Here is an 18,345-nt window from a genome sequence, read left to right on the forward strand (position 1 = left end):
CATATTTGTTTTCGAAACGTGTCCATTATGTCCCCATACAATGGTTTTTCCTAAATGTTCTTCAGTCCACTTCGCATTTTCATACATTGCAATATCATGTTTCAAATAAAAATCCGCTGGTTTATCAGGAGGTGTCGCTAACATTGTAGTAAACTGTTCAATAATACGAGCATTTTGCTTTATCCATGCAAACTCTTTAGATTTTCCATTTAAATAGCTTTTATTTTCCTCTAATAAAGCACTAATTTGTTTAGCATCTAAAACATACTTTTCTTTTTCTTCTTTCGTAAGGCTTTCAAAAGTATTCATATCCTTTGTTACAGGAATAAGCCCTTTTATCTTCTCTTCTACTCTAGGCAACAGTTTTGAATTATTCGCTTTAATATATTCTATTATATTATTATAAACATTTTCGTTTACTGATTGAATGTCCATCCCGATGACACGTACTTTCGATTTATGTTTTGGATTAGCATTATATTGCCGAATCCAATCAAGTAAATCTAGCATTTCTTTCGTCTTAAATGTAGGTGATAAATGTTGGCTTGGGTTTCCCTTGCCAGTAAGAACATATCGATCAAGTTCCAAGGCCCTGTCCCATCCCTCTTCTAAAACTAGATTGGTAAAGCCCTTTTCAGATACTAAATACTTAACAATGCGGTGTTTCATCGTAAAAACTTCATGAGCCCCATGCGTAGCTTCACCTAAACCTACAATTGAGGCTGAACCTACCATATCCTTAAGTGGTTTCAAATCATTAAGAGATGCAGTTGGATTAGTTGTTTTTAAAGGCTTTGCATGTGCTTCTAACCATTTCACTATTTGATTTGTATTGTAGGGAGCTGTAACAGAAACCTCTGTTTTCGAATCTGCATAAGTATTTCCTACAAAATGAGACATTGTTATAGCAGAAGCAACAATTGCAATAATCATTTTCTTTTTCATAAAACCCTCCTGAAATACTTACTTATTAGTTTTTTGACATGCTCTAAGGATCCCAGTTTAAACTATTCCCCCCCTATTACTGTTAAGATACATTTATTCTAATTCCTAAAACTCACTTTTTATCTGGTTTTCCTTTTTACCTACTTGCTAAATTCAGCAAGTAAAATACTTTTAAATGGATCAGGCCTATCAGCTTTAAGACTGTTCAAATTGACGGCCAATGTATGCTTACCTCCAAGTGTGCCACCAGCAAAAGTGGTAAAGCCTAGAACTTTACCCTGGTGTCCCCATATCGAGACACCGTTTGGAAGCTTAGTTTCATAGATTCCAAGACCATATCCGGTTCCTTCTCTATCTGTAGGAACTGTAGTAAGCATTTGTTTTAGTTGCTGTTCCTTCAGTAATTTACCATCTAGTAAGCAAGAGAAGAATTTGTTTAAATCGTCAGCAGTAGAAATCATATCTCCATCCGAGCTACCTGGGTTAATATAAGTAACGTCTTTTAGCTCACTTGCTCCGTCTAGTTGGAAATAGCCACGGGCATGCTTGGTGCCTGGAATCACGCTTGAATTGCCAGGTAGGAATGTATTTGACAAATCAAGCGGTTCAATAATTCGGTTTTCAACCTCTTCGGCATAACTGTTGCCGGTTACTTTTTCAATAAGGATCCCCAGTAATACGTATCCTGTGTTTGAATAAGACCAACCCTTTCCTGGGGCAAAGTCCGGGGGAAGTGAAATCCCCATCTTTACGAATTCTTCAGCCGTATACGATTTTTTTGTATCCATAATATCAAAGTCTTTTGAATTTACATAGTCAGCAATACCACTTGTATGATTCAATATTTGCCGGATCGTAATCTGGTTACCATCATATCCGTTTCCTTGAATAACACCAGGCAACCATTTTTCAATGGAGTCGTCTAGATTCAAACGGTTCTCTCCAGATAATTGAAGTAGAACTGTTGCAATGAACGTTTTCGTCACACTGCCAATGCGAAAGCGAAAATCTGCTTTCATTGGTTTCTTAGTTTTCAGATCCGCTACCCCAGCACTATAACTCCAAGTTTTACCCCCCTTAGAAATTTTAGCGAGTATTCCCGGGTATCCAAGTTGCAGTTCATCTCGCATTGCTTTCTTAACAGAAGTACGATCGTTTTGCGTACTTGTTTGTAACGAACTAGATACATTTTGCGTAGGTTCTGCTTTTACAATTGATGTTGGTGTTATGTATAACAGGGAACTTCCAGCTATTAAAAGTGCTAGACTTGCACATGTAATTTTACTGCGTGTTTTCATAAAGAATTCCTCTCTTCTATTTAAATTGTATTGATGGTTAATAGCTATGTCATATGCTAACCACACAGCTATCAACTCTCCCAATGATAAAAGTCAACACTGAATTTGCAATCATCTATGCACCAATTATTTCTACAAACAACTTTCTGACCTAATAAATGATTAATCCCTCTTTTTCAGATGTATGTTAACCTCTGTAATTTCTTCTTTTCTTCCATAGAGTTTTGTTAATGAATTTGTTTTTATATAAATATATAGTATCTATTTCCCCTCTCGTTCTTCTCTACATTTTGATCATACACAATGAAAATCTCTTTTTTCTTACTCCTTTCTTACAAATTCCTTACGCTCAAAACCACTTCTATAATTCGGTGGTTTTTATTTTAAGAAAACTCAGTTCTATTAACTTGATAGGCATAGGGTACTGCCATATGTCCATCAAATTAGGAACCTGCTTTACCCCAAATGTAAAAAAACGTTATCCTTTCCTATGATTCTAGAGAAAGAATAACGTTTTTCATGTTACAGAGGATTTTGTTTTATTAGCTTAACAGCATTTACTGCCTTAATTTTAAAAAACTTTAAAATTAAGGTGTTTTTTGAACCAGAAAAGGATATTTTCAACTATAAAAACTATGACAAAATTTATCTATTTTTCCTTTTTGTCTACTTGCTAAATTCAGCAAGTAAAATATTTTTAAAAGGATCAGGACTATTAACTTTAATGCTGTTCAAATTGACGGCTAATGTATGCTTGCCTCCAATTGTGCCTCCAGCAAGGGTAGAAAAACCTGGAGATCCACCTGTGTGTCCCCAAATCGAGACACCGTTTGGAAGTTTATTTTCATAGATTCCAAGACCATAACCATCCATTCCTACTATTCCTGTAGGAACTGTAGTAAGCATTTGTTTTAGTTGCTGTTTCTTCAGTAATTTGCCACTAAGTAAGTAAGAGAAAAATTTGTTCAAGTCGTCAGCAGTAGAAATCATATCTCCATCCGAGTTACCTGGGTAAGAATATGTAACGTCTTTTGGCTCACTTGCTTCGTCTAGTTGGAAATATCCACGGGCATGATTGGTACCTGGAATAACAGTTGAATTACCAGGTAGGAATGTATTCGACAATTCGAGCGGTTCAACAATCCGATTTTCAACCTCTTCCGCATAGCTGTTTCCAGTTACTTTTTCAATAAGCATACCTAGTATTACGTATCCTGTGTTTGAATAAGACCAGCCCTTACCTGGAGCAAAGTCTGGTGGAATAGAAATTCCCATCTTTACTAATTCTTCAGCCGTATACAATTTTTTTGTATCCATAATATCATAGTCTTTTGACTTTAAGTATTCAGCAATCCCACTTGTATGATTCAATAACTGCCGAATCGTAATCTGGTTACCATCATATCCGTTTCCTTGAATGACGCCAGGCAACCATTTTTCGATGGAGTCATCTAAATTCAAGCGGTTCTCTCCAGCCAATTGAAGTAGCACTGTTGCAATGAATGTCTTCGTAACACTGCCAATACGAAAGCGATAATCTGCTTTCATTGTTTTTTTGGTTCTCAGATCCGCTACCCCAGCAGCATAACTCCACGTTTTTCTATCCTTTGAAATTTTGGCGAGTATCCCTGGGTATCCAAGTTGTAGTGTATCCCGCATTGCTTTCTTGACGGAAGTACGATCTCTTTGAGTATTTGTTTGTAACGAATTAGATACATTTTGATTGGGCTCTGCTTTTACAATTGAGCTTGGTGTTGTATATAACAAAGAACTTCCAGCCATTAAAAGGGTCAGACTTGCACTCGTAATTTGCCTACTTGTTTTCATAAGATTCTCCCTCTCCTCTATTCATATTGTGTAGATGGTTATTAGCTGTTTCATACTAAGCACACAGCTATCACCTCTATTAAAAGTTCAATATTACATTTGTAATTATCTTGCTAATTATTTTTTCATAAATGCAATTGTATTCTAACAAACGATAAATCCCTCTTTTTCCGCATGTATGTTAACCCTAGAAGAACCACTCTTATTACTGGTTTGTTTTTCATAAATAAATCATCCCTATTTCCCCTTTCACGCCTCATTATATTTTTTAACATACACAATGTAGATCTCCCCTCCCCATTTATTGTTAATGCGTTAAAAACTGCTCCTTGATTCTAAATGTTTTTCTGTCACACACGGTAGTGTCAAAATGTCATGACTTTTATGACATAACTATTAATACAGCCTTATCCACTCAATTTTGTTCTCCTTTATAAATATGACAAAAACTCACTACCTACTATGACTGGCCTCTTGCTACACTCTGTTCATACGCTAACGGGTGCTAACTCGTTTCGCTAACAAAAAAACAAATCAATTAAAGGAGCTTACAAAAATAAAACAAGCAATTAACAAACTGGGGATCGTTGCAGTTCTTCTTTCTTCTTCAACCATGATTTCTGCGTGTTCCCAACAATTATTAGAAGCTGAAAAATCAAAACCATTAACATCCTCAACTAATATTCAAATGATGGAAGGACCTACTAATAAAAAAGAAATAGAATCTTTTGCAGACCCGTTATTTGAAGAAAAAATGAAGAAGTATAATGTGAACGGTTCTAGTTTTGTCGTCGTTCATGATGGAAAGGTCGTTGTCAATAAAGGATATGGATATGCCAATAAAGAAAAGAAAATCCCTGTCACTAAGGACACGGTCTTTCAAATCGCTTCAGTCTCAAAAACCTTTACTGCTTTGGCTGTGATGCAGCAAGTCGATAAAGGAAAGCTTAAACTAGATCAAGATGTACAAAAATACCTTGGTGGATTACAAATTCCTAATCAAACAGGGAAACCTCTCACCCTGTTTGATATGCTTACTTATACTAGCGGGGTAGATTTTCCGGATCTCACAAATATAACTGGACCCGAATACGTTCATAATAGTATACCCATGAAAGAATTTTTCTCTAAGCATATGCCAACGGTGATACGGCCACCAGGGGAAGCTTATACGTATGACAACGTCTCATTTGCGCTCGCAGGGTTTGCAGTAGAAAATGCTACTAACACCCCTTTCTCGAAATATATGGAAAAAAATATTTTCAAACCATTAGATATGGAATCTACGAGTATGAGTTTTACGCCTGACCTTCTCAAAAGAATGGCTACACATTATGGTCCCACAGGTGATCCGATTCCAACAAGTGGGAGCGGTTTAAGGGATACACCACAAGGAGGCATTTTATCTACTGCGGAAGACATGTCAAAATACATGATTATGCAACTACAGAAAGGAACGTTTAAAGACAAAGAAATTGTAAGTAAAAAAGGCATAGATATGATGCATGCCTATCAAGTTTTTGATGATAAGACAGTCCCTGTTGCGACAATTGGATTTGAAACGCCTTTTAATAAATTTGCTAACGGTCAACATGTTGTAATGAAAGGTGGAAGTATGCCTGGGCATCAATCACTGCTGATTTTAGTGCCTGAACAAAAAACAGCATTCTTCATGTCTTACAATAATGATTCAATGATGAGTATAGACATATATGAAGCTCTCATGGATCACTATTTCCCCGCTAAGAAGAATGAAGTAAAAACAAGTTATCTCCCGTTAGAGGAAAAAGAGGCTCATAAATACTTGGGTTTATTCCAGAATACGCGTTTCGCTGCCATTCGCACTCATTTTACTTATGAAAATGGGAATTTGATCATGGAGTGTGGAACAACGGGAAAACAAGTTCTCAAAATGATTCATCCATTGTTATTTGAGGATTCAGAAGGCAATAAAGTCGCTTTCAAAAAGAATTCAGCAGGAGAAATCACATATTTTCACTACACCTCTCCTAAAAGCCTTGATTTTGTAGCAGATGCTCAGAAAATTAACAACAAATCACCGTTTGATGACGTGCCAGCAAAGAGTAAATATAGAAGTCACATTGATAACCTTCATGCTCTAAACATTATGGGTGCTAAAACAGATAATCTATTTAATCCGATGGACACCATGACACAAGGAGAATTTGCGGATACGCTGTTACTTGCTCACGGATGGAATGGTTTTCCAGACGAATCCAAGGAGGCAAGGGAAAAAATGATGAATGGAATTCCAGAGTATATTCGTGCTACTCCGATTACCCGACAGGTCGCAGCAACCATGATTCAAAACGTTAAGCAAATTCAAGACTTGAAACCGATTCAACCTGATAAAGCTATTAAAGTTAAATTACTTGATGCCGCAGACGACTGGGCAGTCCAATCGATTCAGGCACTTGCCTCCCAAGGAATTCTAGACCCTGATACTTCCATCAATGCTGATGGGTCCTTTATGTTCCGTCCGAAAGATCTGTTACTGCGTCAAGAATCAAGTGCCTTGCTGGATTTATCTTTTGGTCATTATGCACTGCCTATCAAACGGTAGTAGATATTTTATCCTGGATTGAATCATAAAAAAATTGGATGCTAGTATCTTATCAATATAAAGCTAAAATAAAACAAGAAATTTTTAACTTTATAAAATTTGTATGAAAACGCAAACGATTTGAAGTATAACTCTATATTTGAAATTTTCGCCTTAAAAAAAGGAGCCTATTAGGAAATTTAATAGGTTCCTTCCTTTAATTTAATAGGCGTTATACACTGTAAATATGTTGAGTTAAATCTTTAACCTCCTCTAAAATAATTTTCTTAAAAGATAGAATTCTTACATGCTTGTAAGGTAAATGTAAGACAATTCAATATGAGGACTATAATGCTTTAGATTAAATTATATATAGCCAATAAAAGAATAGGAGATAACAACTATGAGTATATTAACAGTCCGTAACTTAAGTAAAATTTATAATACAGGAAAAGTATCTTATAAAGCTCTTTCCAATATTGATTTGACAATACAAAAAGGAGAATTTGTAGGAATTATGGGAGCATCAGGCAGTGGCAAATCAACTTTACTGAATATGATTTCTACTATTGATGCACCAACATCAGGAGAAGTATTTATTAACGAAAAAAATCCCCATTGTTTATCTTCTAATGATTTAGCATTATTTAGACGCCGTGAACTAGGCTTTGTCTTTCAATCCTTTAACCTTATGAATACTCTAACTGTAAAAGAGAATATTGTTTTACCACTTACATTAGATAATGTAAGTTTGAATGAAATGAACAACAAAGTAGAAGTCATTTCCAAAAAACTAGGGATTGAACAGATTTTAAATAAAAGAACCTATGAAATTTCAGGAGGACAAGCTCAACGAACCGCCATTGCTCGTGCCCTTATTCATTCTCCTCAATTAATATTAGCAGATGAACCAACAGGAAATTTAGATTCAAAAGCGGCAAATGATGTGATGGAACTCCTAAAGAAATTAAATCAAGATCAACAAGTAACTATGATGCTAGTGACACATGATCCCGTAGCTGCGAGTTACTGTGATCGAGTAATCTTCATTACAGATGGATCTTTTTATAATGAAATTTATTGCGATGACAATCGTTCAAAATTTCACAAAGATATTACAGATGTACTATCTTTACTAGGAGGTAAGTAACATGAATTTTCGTCAACTTGTATATAATAATGTCACTCGTAATAAACGATTATACCTTGGACATTTTTTGAGTAGTACATTTGCCGTGATGATTCTATTTACTTTTGAATTGCTTGCATTTCATCCTAATTTCACTGGAAATCTTGTATCGACCAGTGAGACCATGAGTTCTTTAAGTACAAAAGGATTTAAAATTGCTCAATATCTAATTATATTTTTCTCCTTCTTTTTCATTCTCTATTCTATTACTATGTTTTTAAAAACAAGGAAAAAGGAATTTGGGATTTTATTACTCCATGGCATGTCTAATGCACAATTAAAAAAGCTAATTTTCATGGAAAATATGTTAATTGGATGTTCTGCAATTATTGTTGGGATTGGACTTGGATTAGTTTTTGGAAAATTAATCTTACTGATAAGTGGTTCCCTTTTCCTGTTAAAAGGTGGGCTTCCATTTCATTTTCCTACTAATGCAATTTTAGTGACATCTCTTATGTTTTTTATTTTATTTATACTTGTCTCTTTTTTCACTGTACGAGTAATGAAGGTATCACAGCTAATTGAACTCATGAAATCTGAAGAAAAACCAAAAGCGGAACCAAAGTCATCTAAATGGCTAGCTTTCTTCTCAATTCTTTGTATTTGCATTGGATATGCCTCAGCGTTTTATTTGGATATAGCATTAAAAAAAGGAATTGAGATATATGTTCTATTACTATGTGTTTTCTTAACTGTATTAGGAACATACTTTTTATTTACTCAGCTCAGCTTTTATGTCATTACAATATTGAAAAATCGTCAATACACTTTCTTTAAAAAAACCAATATGTTAATGATTTCAGAGTTAACATATCGAATGACAGATAACGCACGAACACTCTTTCTAGTAAGTATACTTTCCGCAGTTGCCTTTACCTCTATTGGTGCTTGCCTTTCTATTGGAAATGGCGCATTAGCGGAAGTTAACAGTCCTTATGCATTTGAATATAAATCATATAAACACAACAAGGAGGAGGCATTTCATATTGCTCAAATAGAGAAACAATTACATAATGATGGATTCTCATATAAATTAGTAACTTCTACTGGTTTTAATACAACAAGTCACGCAACACCAATTATGAAACTGACTGATTACAACGCAACTGCCAAAACACTAGGATACCCAGCAGAAACGTTAAATAAGGAAACAGACAGTCTAATCCTACCATCAAAAATATATTTGAGAGCAGCTTCTCAAGAGGAATTAAAGAAAATGTCTTCATCCCTTACACTGGAACACGGTAATATGAATTATAATTTTTCTGGTAATAAAATATTAATGGATAATATTATCAGCCCATCTAATAATTTTTCTGTCGTTGTTTCGGATTCAATGTACGAAACAATTCTAAATACACCGTTAGAAGAAGCAAAGGTCGATCAGTATATAGACTATCGTTTCTTAATTAAAAACATGTATGAAACAGCAGATGTGGCTAAAAAACTTACAGAGATAATTCCAAATGATTATAGAAACGGACGCCCACCATTTATATTTGATTCCCCGGTATTAAAATGGTTAGAAGGTAAACAAGTGAATGCGATACTATCTATTCTTAGTGTACTAGTAGGAGTTGTATTTTTCGTGTTTACAATTAGTTTTCTTTACTTCCGTTTATTTACAGATTTAGATCGAGATAAAAGCCAATTTCAAATGCTTTCTAAATTAGGGTTAACTAAAAGAGAGATAAAAAAAATTGTAACCCAACAAATTAGTATATTATTTTTTATACCTATTGTGATTTCTGTTCTTCACAGTAGCGTGGCTTTCTTGGCAATAAGGTTTTTAGCACAGAGCAGGCACATAGACTTACCTATTGCAGGAAATTCTATTTTCATCTTCACGAGCTTTATTAGTGTACAAATAATTTACTACCTTATTATTAGAAGAAATTATTTGCGTCAAATACTGAAGTCCATATATTAAAGTGGAAAATGAGAGAAATGCTGGTGGTATTCTGTATATATACCTCTTACTTAAAATCAATTTTTTAGTAAGCTAATTAAATTCTTTATTTTACCAATGGAGTAACAACATATCTCTATCAAGCTAAGAAAATAAAATTCCTCTTAAAATGAAAAAATACGTTATTCCTTCTGCATAATTAGAGAAAGGAATAACGTATTTTTTACTTTATGGATAGTGTAAAATCTTAGCTTGAAGTCGATGTGATGTGCTCCTTTTTTAATTGATTCATGTTTATTCATTATCCGTGCAATCTTTTTTATCTATTATTCTTTATAAATTGCAAAATTTAAAACAGGCAAGGAATTCTATTTTTTATAAACAGGTGGAATACTTTATGGGAAATTGAAAATATCTTCTGGATCGTATTTAGCTTTCACTTGAGTCAATCGTTTGAAGTTTTCACCATAATATAAATCTGACCAATCTTTCATTATTCAAGGTGAAATAAAATTGTTTGCAAAGAGATTCTTCCGATATTTGGTATCATATACCTTAGCTAAATTAGGTAGAGAAATAGAATTTTTTTAACAGGAAAATAATTTATAGTAGGAAGAATATAATTATATTAATGTGTTTTGAATTGTACCTTTAAGGAGACGTTGTCAATGAGAAAATATTTCTATTTCATTGAGCGAAAAAACAAGTGGATAACGTATCACTAACCCATAAACTACGTGGTTCCTCCTCAACATTGGAAGGAGAGTATCAGATTGAAGAAAATTTATTTAAAGGCTATTGACAAAAGTAATTGGAAAGAAGCAATTAGACTTTCTGTTAAAAAAGAACAACAAACATTTATTGCATCCAACCTTTATTCTATTGCAGAAGTTCAATTTCTAGATAACTTCTATGCAAAAGGTATTTATTTTGATGAGAAAATGATAGGATTTACTATGTTTGGGATAGACCCTGATGATAAAAATTATTGGATTTATAGACTTATGATTGATGAAGAATTTCAAGGGAAAGGTATAGGCAAACAAGCTATATATCTAATTATTGATGAGATAAGACGAAATAATTACACCAATATTCCGTTAATCATGATTGGATATAATCCTGAAAACCTTACTGCAAAATTTGTATATAAAAAAGCAGGATTTATTGAAACCGAATTATCATCTTGGGGTGAACAGTTAGCTGAGTATTCCCTATAAGCACTTAAATTTTCCACAATGACTTTTAAACTTAAAGTAATGGGTCAAATAGTTGAGCAATATAAGTAGAAATGATTAAACTTTTTATAAAAAATAATCAACTGAAAATATTAAGAACGTGTTTTGGTTATTTTTTTCAAAACACGCTCTTTTCTTTGTCTACCTGCTAGATTCAGCAATGAAAATATTTTTAAAAGGATTTGGACTGTTAGCACTACACATACTGTTTAAACTGACAGCCAACGTATGTTTACCGCCAAGTGTACCTTCAGTAAAAGTAATGAATCCTGGAATGTCACCTGTATGTTCCCATATTGGGACACTGCTTGGAAGCTTAGTTTCATAGATTCCAAGACCGTATGAATAAAAAAACAGAAGGAGTCTATCGTGACAGACCCCTTCTAAAAAAACAATGATTATATACATATTGGAAATAAATTTATTTTACTAATAGTGAATATTCACCATTTTTATCATCAAATTTATACACATTCAGATAATATTTCCCTGGTTTCGCTACGAATTTCCCCTTTATAGTATTTCCTTCATCTTCACCACAAGCTACATAATTTTGCATATCTGATTCATGATAAAGTACCCATGTCATCCCAATATTTTGTTCATTTACCACAGAAATCTCTACTTCTTTTGGATCTGTAACATTAAACGTATAAACATCTGTTTGATCAGGAGTAATCAGATTTCCTTTTACAAGTTTATTAAACGGGAGTACCTTCTCCTCTTCAAGGGATTCACCTATTTGCGGATCTTGTTTTACAGTAATTTTTGTTTGTTCTTTACTTTCTTTACCTCTACTATCTTTTACTGTTAGTTCCACAGTATAAGTTCCTTTTTCTCCATATACATGGGTAGGATTAGCTTCTGTACTTGTTGTACCATCTCCAAAGTTCCATAGGTAAGAAATAACTTTTCCATTTTCACTTTTTGTACCATCGCTATGAAATTGAATCTCTTCATTTACTATCCCGCTGTATGGTCCATTCATATTTACTATAGTAGTCGTTTTTTCTTTTTCCTCTGTCGCAACACCATGAAAAACAATATCATATTCAAACTGGTTAGCTGCATTTACACGATAGTTTACAAAATAAGCTGTAACTGTTTTATAGCCGCTCCACCCTTTTTGGGATAACTGCTCTAAAGTTTGGTTTACTTGTTTACTCATCGCTTTCCAATCTTCAGACTCACCTTTTGATGTACCACCTGTGTACTTGCCTTCCACAATAAATGTATTAAAGAATTGCGACTCATATTTTGTAATTTGTGCATCTTTTATATTTGCTACATCCACAATTTCATTTTTCACTTCAGCTAACGGCTTCGGTGCGTGTTGAATTAAATAATCATTTGTTACTTGCGGTATATTATATTTATCTTGATTATCAATCAACTGCTGCATATACGCTTGATATTCTGCATTCAATTGTGTATTGTTGCTCAATGATTCACGATACGAGTCATACTTTTTCACATCATTTGCACGAATTAAATCTTGAAGCTTATCAAATGTTTCAAATTGATGATTATACAAATAAGACTGTAGTGCAAAGGAATACTTATAAAAGTCCCATGATCCATATTTTGAGAACAAAGTTTGCTTTACTGTATAACGGCTTGCTGGATCAGATGATAAGCCACTTATCATACTTTTACGCGGAACAACATTATTTGTACGTGTAGATCCTGCAAAAAATTCTGCATTCCCTTCTTGGAACCAAGTTAATCGTTCATTTTGATACATTTCTCCGCTTCCAAATAAACCAGGAACCTCATATCTTCCTTGTAAATAGTGAGTGAATTCATGACGGAACAACTCTTCTAAACTATAAATACTCTGCTTTGGCGTACGCTCATATGTAAAGAAAGTCCCCTTCTCTTCAATATAAATTCCACCGTTGTTTGTTTCATATCCATATAATTGTCTATTTAATTGATATTCATCTGGATTATTATAAATTACTATTGTTAGTACATCATCAGCATTACCCGGTTCTAGTGCTTTATCATTTCCAATTACACGGTGATATTGTGCTTTTACTTCCTTGGCTGCCCAATATAATCTCTTAATTTTTTCTTCTGTTACTTTATCTCCCGTCTTAAAGACAATAGATCCGTCATCAAATATAATTTTTTCAAATACGTAGAAATATGGTTTAACCAGTAATCAATGATCAGATCTTCTTAACTTAAGTAAACCTAAATCTATTTGTCTCCATACAGAAAGAGATAAATAGTTTTGTTCCTATTCATGAAATAGTACAATATATGCAAAATTACATATCTAATTAATTGCTTTTAATGTTATATTTTAATAGCGATGAATGCTATTATTTCATAAGTTGTCAACAAGCGTTATGTATGTATAAGAAAAAGGAAGGAGCCAAATAGGCCCCTTCCTTTTTCTACTAATTAACTAAATTACTCTCTGGTAAAAATTTAAATAGTAATGCTCATTTACAGGCGTCTCATTATGCATTAAACATGCTAACTTAGCTTGCTGTCGGAAAAAATAAAAACGATAGCATTAAGTTATTAAGAGACAAAAATTCATCAACACGAAGACAGATTTGTCTTGGCCAGATAAATTTGGTGATAAATACAGGAAGTAACTCTTACGATTCAATGATTCTTTTTCCTGCCTTCTACCCTTGCCACTTCTGTTTCATGACTTGTAAATAGAGATCTTCAAACTCGTTAAAATGGACGCGAAAAACACCTAATGTATCGATATAAGCAGAAATCACATCTTTTTCATTAAAATGGATACCTTCCTGTGCTAAGTCATAGCTATCATTAAGGCTGTATAAATCAAAATATTCTTCTTCCCAATACAGGCCTCTATTTACTAGTAATCGAGTAGAGCAAGTAATAGCTTGTTTAATATTCCATTTCTGAGCTACTAACTTTTCATTTAAGACTGAAAGAAGGATGTTTACCGAGGGGTTTTCATCAACTATGCGGCTATATGACAGTAAAGCCGATTCTATATATATCAGCTTTGCTTTAGACATTAAAGATATCTCCATAATTTCATATGGCGGGTGATCATTTGCTTCAATCAACCTATCGCACCATGAAATAACCTCCTCTCTATTCCAAAGTCCGCAGCCTAGTCCTAATGCATACAAGTGGGCTAAAGTTTGATAAGATTTCAATATGGTTCACCTTCAATTTAACTGTATAGTGGTATTGCATTCATTTTGGAAATAATCACGCTTAGTAATAAATATAATAAGCTGCCCAAACGGACAGCTTATGTGCATTAAAAACGCTACACATGAACTTTTTCTTTTTTTCGACGCACAAGCCACCAAACTAAAGATAGCAGTACTAGGGGAAACGGAAATATCTGAATAAACAAAAATACTTCCCAAAAATCGTGCATCGTACTACCAGGGGAATCTGTTGCCATCCCGCCAATAAAAAAAGACAATGGAATGACAAGTATATTTATACCTAAGCTAATCATTAGGAATGATAGATTTTTCTTCCAGATTACTGGTAATGCAGCCACGATTAATAAAACCAATGCAGTACCCAGTATAAGAAACAGTGCTCCAAATAAAAATACAAAGTATAAAATAGCATTGATTAAAGGTTCCACAATAGCCCTCCTAAGGATTCATTCTATAGAAACACTCATGTTATTTAGAAAGTCAGGATGCTATACCTCTTAGTTGTCTTTCAATTTCTTCATCGCTATAGTCTTCATTTATCTGCTTAGAATACTTAATCTACTTGCTTATATTCTGGACTGCGTTAGGACATATGTTTCTATTGTACAACCAGCTAGCAAGAAACCCACACTTATCCCTGCTAATACGGTACCTTTAAAGGCTCTGTTCATATTCATTTGCCCCTTTTATCTTTTCGTATTTTTTCTCCATCCATAGACAGTCCATTATGAACGTTTTCATTATAAGTATTGTCTGCTCCTTACTATCTGTTTCGGCCCTGATTCTTCTCGTTTACCGTTTCAGTATTACGCTTCAATTCGCATTATCATCACATAAAAAGGACATACCTATTCATATATATACCTTTATTATTTTATATTGAAATAAATAATGGTTCAAAGTTATTTTGTGAAAATTATACAAAAATTAATAATTCATCAATTACCCAACAATAGATAATATGGATAAAGAAAAAATACTAGAGAATATCACATTGTAGTAGTCTCTAGTATCTTTTCATAGTATTTTAGCGGCTATGCAATACGGAGGGATAAAAAAGGACCTCTTACGGAAAGATAAGAGGTCATCAAAAAGATAAAAATGTTGTATTTGAAACACGCGAGTTTCTAATTCACATCATAACACAATATATTTGTATATTCAATATATACATTAAAGATAAGGAATATTACATCATTGAAGATTACGGTGAACCAGGAGATAGTGTTGAAAATGAACCTACTTTGCGCAACATTTTCCCGAAAAAGTATGCGGATGTAGCACCTGCTAAGACATTTTGAATAATCTTTGCAGCTGCTACATCAACGGGTAATTTATTGTATTTCCAATCTAGAGAATCAATTGTCCAATCCCATACTTTTAAAACTAGTGAAATAGATCTTTTTAATTACATACTTAATTTATTTTTTAATGTCCAATATTTTTCTCCATTAGCTTCAAAAGAGAATTCTACCCATCCATTCGGATCTTCACGATAAATAAAGATGGTTGTTCCAGGAGTTACTGTACCAACTTTATTCTCCTCGACAGCTACATCTGGTCTACTTTTAATTTTTAAATTAAATGGATAAGGTACCTGATAGTAAGTAGCTGATGATACAACATTTGAGCTTGAACCGTCTGCATACATTTTATATGGAATTTCATTAGATAACGCGTCGACATCTAATGTTTCAGGATTCTTTGGTAATTTTTTTGCATATGTATAGTCTTCTACACGAAACGGTTTAATACGTTCCATAATACCCGCAATTTTCTTAGCCCAGCCTTTATCTGATGCATATTTCACGTTCATGCCAGTTAATGTTGACCCGTTATAATACATACCACTTTCTTCTAAATATCTTTCTCGTACATAATTAGCGTTATAAGCAATACTATCGCCGTAGCTTGGTAAATATTTCGCATATTTAAACGGATCTCCATCATATGCACGTAGACCGAATAAATTATGTTTTTGATATGCGATTTCTGATTTTCCGTATCCAGATTCTAAAATCGCATGCGCCGCTAAATAATGAGCACTCACGCCATATTGATTTTGCGCATTGATAAAATCTTGTCCATGTCCAACTAAGGGACTATCTGAATGATATTTTGCAATAAAACTATCAATCTCTTGAGCTGTAATTTTCGAAGCCACTGTTAAATTTAAATCTTCATATGAGGTAGCAGTAATAACCTCTTTTTCATCGTTTAAATTTTGTTGTAACATATCTGTTTTTGCAGTAAGTTGAGCAGCTTCAGCACGTGTTATAAATCTATTTGGTTGCCAACCGTTCTCGGTACCATTAGAAATTTTTAAATCTATTAAAATATTGGCATGTTTTTCTCCCCAATGCCCTTTTAAATCTTCAAATCTAACCTGCTCGTTATGATTTGCTGTGCTTTGTAGTTTATATGTATTTACTAGCATGGTAGCCATAGCAGCACGAGTTACTTTTCCGGATGGATTAAAGATTCCATTACCTTCACCTTTAACAATACCAGCTTTTTCAGCAGCAGCAATATAAGGAGTAGCCCAGTGGTTTTGTGAATCTGTAAAAGATGGTTTTGCATTAGGCTCAATTTTTATACCTAAAACTTTTGTCATAATTTTTGTAGCCGAAGCTCTGTCTAAGGAGTCATTTGAACCAAAAGTTCCATCTGGATAACCATTTAATACCTGTTTATCAACTAAATAGTTAACGGATTTATCAGCCCATGTAGGAACATCAGGGAATTTATGAGTATCTGCTAAAATATTAGAAGAATAGGATAATATAGCTCCTGCAAGGATACCTGTTGCAATTAATTTGTGCTTCATTAAAATAAACACCTCTACCATTGTATTTATCAAATTGAGATTTTCTATTTTTATATTTACATGTTTGTAATAATAATAAAATCGTATTATCACGCATTCAATTTGATGTAACGAGTATAGTTACTTATATACACAAGTGTCAATGAATTTATTTTACAAAAATACATAATATTTACATGATTTTATAATTGACTTATGTATAAATTTTGTAAAGGACCTTTTGATAGATTTTACCTGAAGAAATCTCTTTAGTTGTTAATTTGCCAATCTTTCTCGTTTACTATTAATCAATTAAAAAAAGAATTTTTTGTTTGAAAATCTTAAGTTGATGGATGTGTGAACGTACCGCTACTAAAATTCTTGCTTTTAATTTATTATTACTGTATTATATTTACGTATCAATATAAGGATTATATTATATAAAAAGGAATCAAGTCTATAAGTAAGATTTAAATCCTTTTCCAATTCAAAAAGATTTTGCCAAAATCTAATATAATTTATGCTTATCTTTTTAGTATGTATCTAGTAAAAACATATTTTTTATCCATAGAATTCTGTTTTCAATGATATGAATTAGTGTTCTAAACAAGGAATCCTACAAAGTGATCTGAAAAACCTGAGAGATATTGTATGTAGTTTGCTCATCTCCAGGTACTACAATAAAAGAGCCTTACCTCTCTAGGCAAGACTCTACTAGTTTAGTTGTATACTATTTACATGATAACTAAGAAACAGAAAACATATAACACCAAATAACAGCACCCTATTACTCCTCCTACAGCTAATACCTGTTTAACCCAACTCTTAAATTTTTGATTACTGTAAATCGCTTGCACTCTTTCCATATTTCCTCCTATTAAGGAGAACCCTTAAAGACTCTCACCTCGCTATAGTACCATTAAAAAATGAATAATAGAGATCTAATGTATAAATATGCAATATTGCATACGGAAATGTATTGTTATTATTGTAAGCGCTTACTATAATAAAGTTATAAAGATTTATTACATTTTAATACGAAAAAGAGGAGAGAATAATATGGAAATCGCAATGGCAGTTTTAAAATTTATAGGTGGAGCAATCCCATTAATTCAAGAACTTCTAAAAGCATTTATGTAAATTCACTATTTAGCAATTATTTATAAAAATTATCATACAAATGATCTGTATATCAAAAATGAATTGGCTTACAGATCATTTGCGTGATCAAGGTCCCTTTAACATGGCTAAGGGGCCTTTTTAAAATTTTTAAATAATTAAGGTTACGTCACATCACCCTCAAGTTAGCAAAATAAAATGAAACTTTAACTTGATGGTGATGGGGTAACAGTTGTGATTTAGAGATAAGATTATAAATGCTAGTTTAAATG

11 protein-coding genes and 5 pseudogenes are annotated in these 18,345 nt (G+C 33.2%); 6 read left to right on the forward strand and 10 right to left on the reverse strand.

Annotated elements, in window-relative coordinates; translation table 11 throughout:
* The 3 genes from DN401_RS19280 to DN401_RS19295 all read right to left on the reverse strand — a co-directional run.
* A partial coding sequence (locus DN401_RS19280; RefSeq protein ID WP_149287902.1) for an erythromycin esterase family protein occupies positions 1 to 945 on the reverse strand: 945 nt, incomplete at its 3' end.
* A 140-nt stretch (positions 946 to 1,085) separates the two neighbouring features.
* Positions 1,086 to 2,243, reverse strand: a complete 1,158-nt coding sequence (locus DN401_RS19285) for a serine hydrolase domain-containing protein (protein ID WP_149287903.1) — start codon at positions 2,241 to 2,243, stop codon at positions 1,086 to 1,088.
* Positions 2,244 to 2,909: 666 nt separating this feature from the next.
* Positions 2,910 to 4,070 carry a serine hydrolase domain-containing protein gene (locus DN401_RS19295; RefSeq protein WP_100655370.1) on the reverse strand — a complete coding sequence of 387 codons (1,161 nt, stop codon included), beginning with the start codon at positions 4,068 to 4,070 and terminating at the stop codon, positions 2,910 to 2,912.
* A gap of 556 nt (positions 4,071 to 4,626) precedes the next feature.
* Here DN401_RS19295 and DN401_RS19300 point away from each other — a divergent pair.
* The 3 genes from DN401_RS19300 to DN401_RS19310 all read left to right on the forward strand — a co-directional run bounded on the left by DN401_RS19300 (position 4,627) and on the right by DN401_RS19310 (position 9,752).
* Positions 4,627 to 6,654 carry a serine hydrolase domain-containing protein gene (locus tag DN401_RS19300; RefSeq protein WP_100655371.1) on the forward strand — a complete coding sequence of 676 codons (2,028 nt, stop codon included), beginning with the start codon at positions 4,627 to 4,629 and terminating at the stop codon, positions 6,652 to 6,654.
* A 382-nt stretch (positions 6,655 to 7,036) separates the two neighbouring features.
* Positions 7,037 to 7,783 (forward strand): ABC transporter ATP-binding protein, encoded by a 747-nt coding sequence (locus DN401_RS19305; protein ID WP_100655372.1) that lies wholly within the window; start codon positions 7,037 to 7,039, stop codon positions 7,781 to 7,783.
* 1 nt (position 7,784) lies between these two features.
* On the forward strand, positions 7,785 to 9,752 hold the full coding sequence (locus tag DN401_RS19310) for an ABC transporter permease (RefSeq protein ID WP_100655373.1): 1,968 nt from the start codon (positions 7,785 to 7,787) through the stop codon (positions 9,750 to 9,752).
* Between the two features lie 374 nt (positions 9,753 to 10,126).
* On the opposite strand, the pseudogene DN401_RS19315 reads toward DN401_RS19310, so the two are convergent.
* Positions 10,127 to 10,225 (reverse strand): annotated as a pseudogene (locus DN401_RS19315) (BBE domain-containing protein); the annotation flags it as partial.
* 279 nt (positions 10,226 to 10,504) lie between these two features.
* Here DN401_RS19315 and DN401_RS19320 point away from each other — a divergent pair.
* Complete coding sequence (locus DN401_RS19320) at positions 10,505 to 10,951, forward strand: GNAT family N-acetyltransferase (RefSeq protein WP_000725627.1); 447 nt, start codon at positions 10,505 to 10,507, stop codon at positions 10,949 to 10,951.
* A 159-nt stretch (positions 10,952 to 11,110) separates the two neighbouring features.
* Here the strand turns inward: DN401_RS19320 and DN401_RS30250 are convergent.
* The 4 genes and pseudogenes from DN401_RS30250 to DN401_RS19345 form a co-directional block, all read right to left on the reverse strand.
* Positions 11,111 to 11,311: pseudogene (locus DN401_RS30250) on the reverse strand (peptide hydrolase); the annotation flags it as partial.
* Positions 11,312 to 11,390: 79 nt separating this feature from the next.
* A pseudogene (gene colA, locus DN401_RS19330) lies at positions 11,391 to 13,097 on the reverse strand (collagenase ColA); the annotation flags it as partial.
* Positions 13,098 to 13,614: 517 nt separating this feature from the next.
* The gene (locus DN401_RS19340) at positions 13,615 to 14,127 is read right to left on the reverse strand and encodes a hypothetical protein (RefSeq protein ID WP_000844534.1); all 513 of its coding nucleotides are present in this window, start codon (positions 14,125 to 14,127) and stop codon (positions 13,615 to 13,617) included.
* Positions 14,128 to 14,243: 116 nt separating this feature from the next.
* A complete protein-coding gene (locus tag DN401_RS19345) occupies positions 14,244 to 14,576 on the reverse strand; it encodes a hypothetical protein (RefSeq protein ID WP_000433525.1) in 333 nt (110 codons plus the stop codon).
* Positions 14,577 to 15,323: 747 nt separating this feature from the next.
* Here DN401_RS19345 and DN401_RS30255 point away from each other — a divergent pair.
* A pseudogene (locus DN401_RS30255) lies at positions 15,324 to 15,431 on the forward strand (peptidase M56); the annotation flags it as partial.
* Here DN401_RS30255 and DN401_RS19355 read toward each other — a convergent pair.
* Positions 15,419 to 15,532, reverse strand: a pseudogene (locus DN401_RS19355) (polysaccharide deacetylase); the annotation flags it as partial. The pseudogenes DN401_RS30255 and DN401_RS19355 sit on opposite strands and share 13 nt — an antisense overlap.
* A 24-nt stretch (positions 15,533 to 15,556) precedes the next feature.
* Entirely contained in the window at positions 15,557 to 16,975 is a 1,419-nt protein-coding gene (locus DN401_RS19360; RefSeq protein WP_149287904.1) for an S-layer homology domain-containing protein, read from the reverse strand.
* Positions 16,976 to 17,908: 933 nt separating this feature from the next.
* Between DN401_RS19360 and DN401_RS19365 the strand changes: the two genes are divergently transcribed.
* Positions 17,909 to 18,094: a hypothetical protein gene (locus DN401_RS19365; RefSeq protein ID WP_001987408.1), complete on the forward strand. Its 186-nt coding sequence runs from the start codon at positions 17,909 to 17,911 to the stop codon at positions 18,092 to 18,094.
* Positions 18,095 to 18,345: the final 251 nt, after the last annotated feature.

The organism is Bacillus sp. BF2-3, from assembly GCF_008368795.1.
GTDB classification, from domain to species: domain Bacteria; phylum Bacillota; class Bacilli; order Bacillales; family Bacillaceae_G; genus Bacillus_A; species Bacillus_A cereus.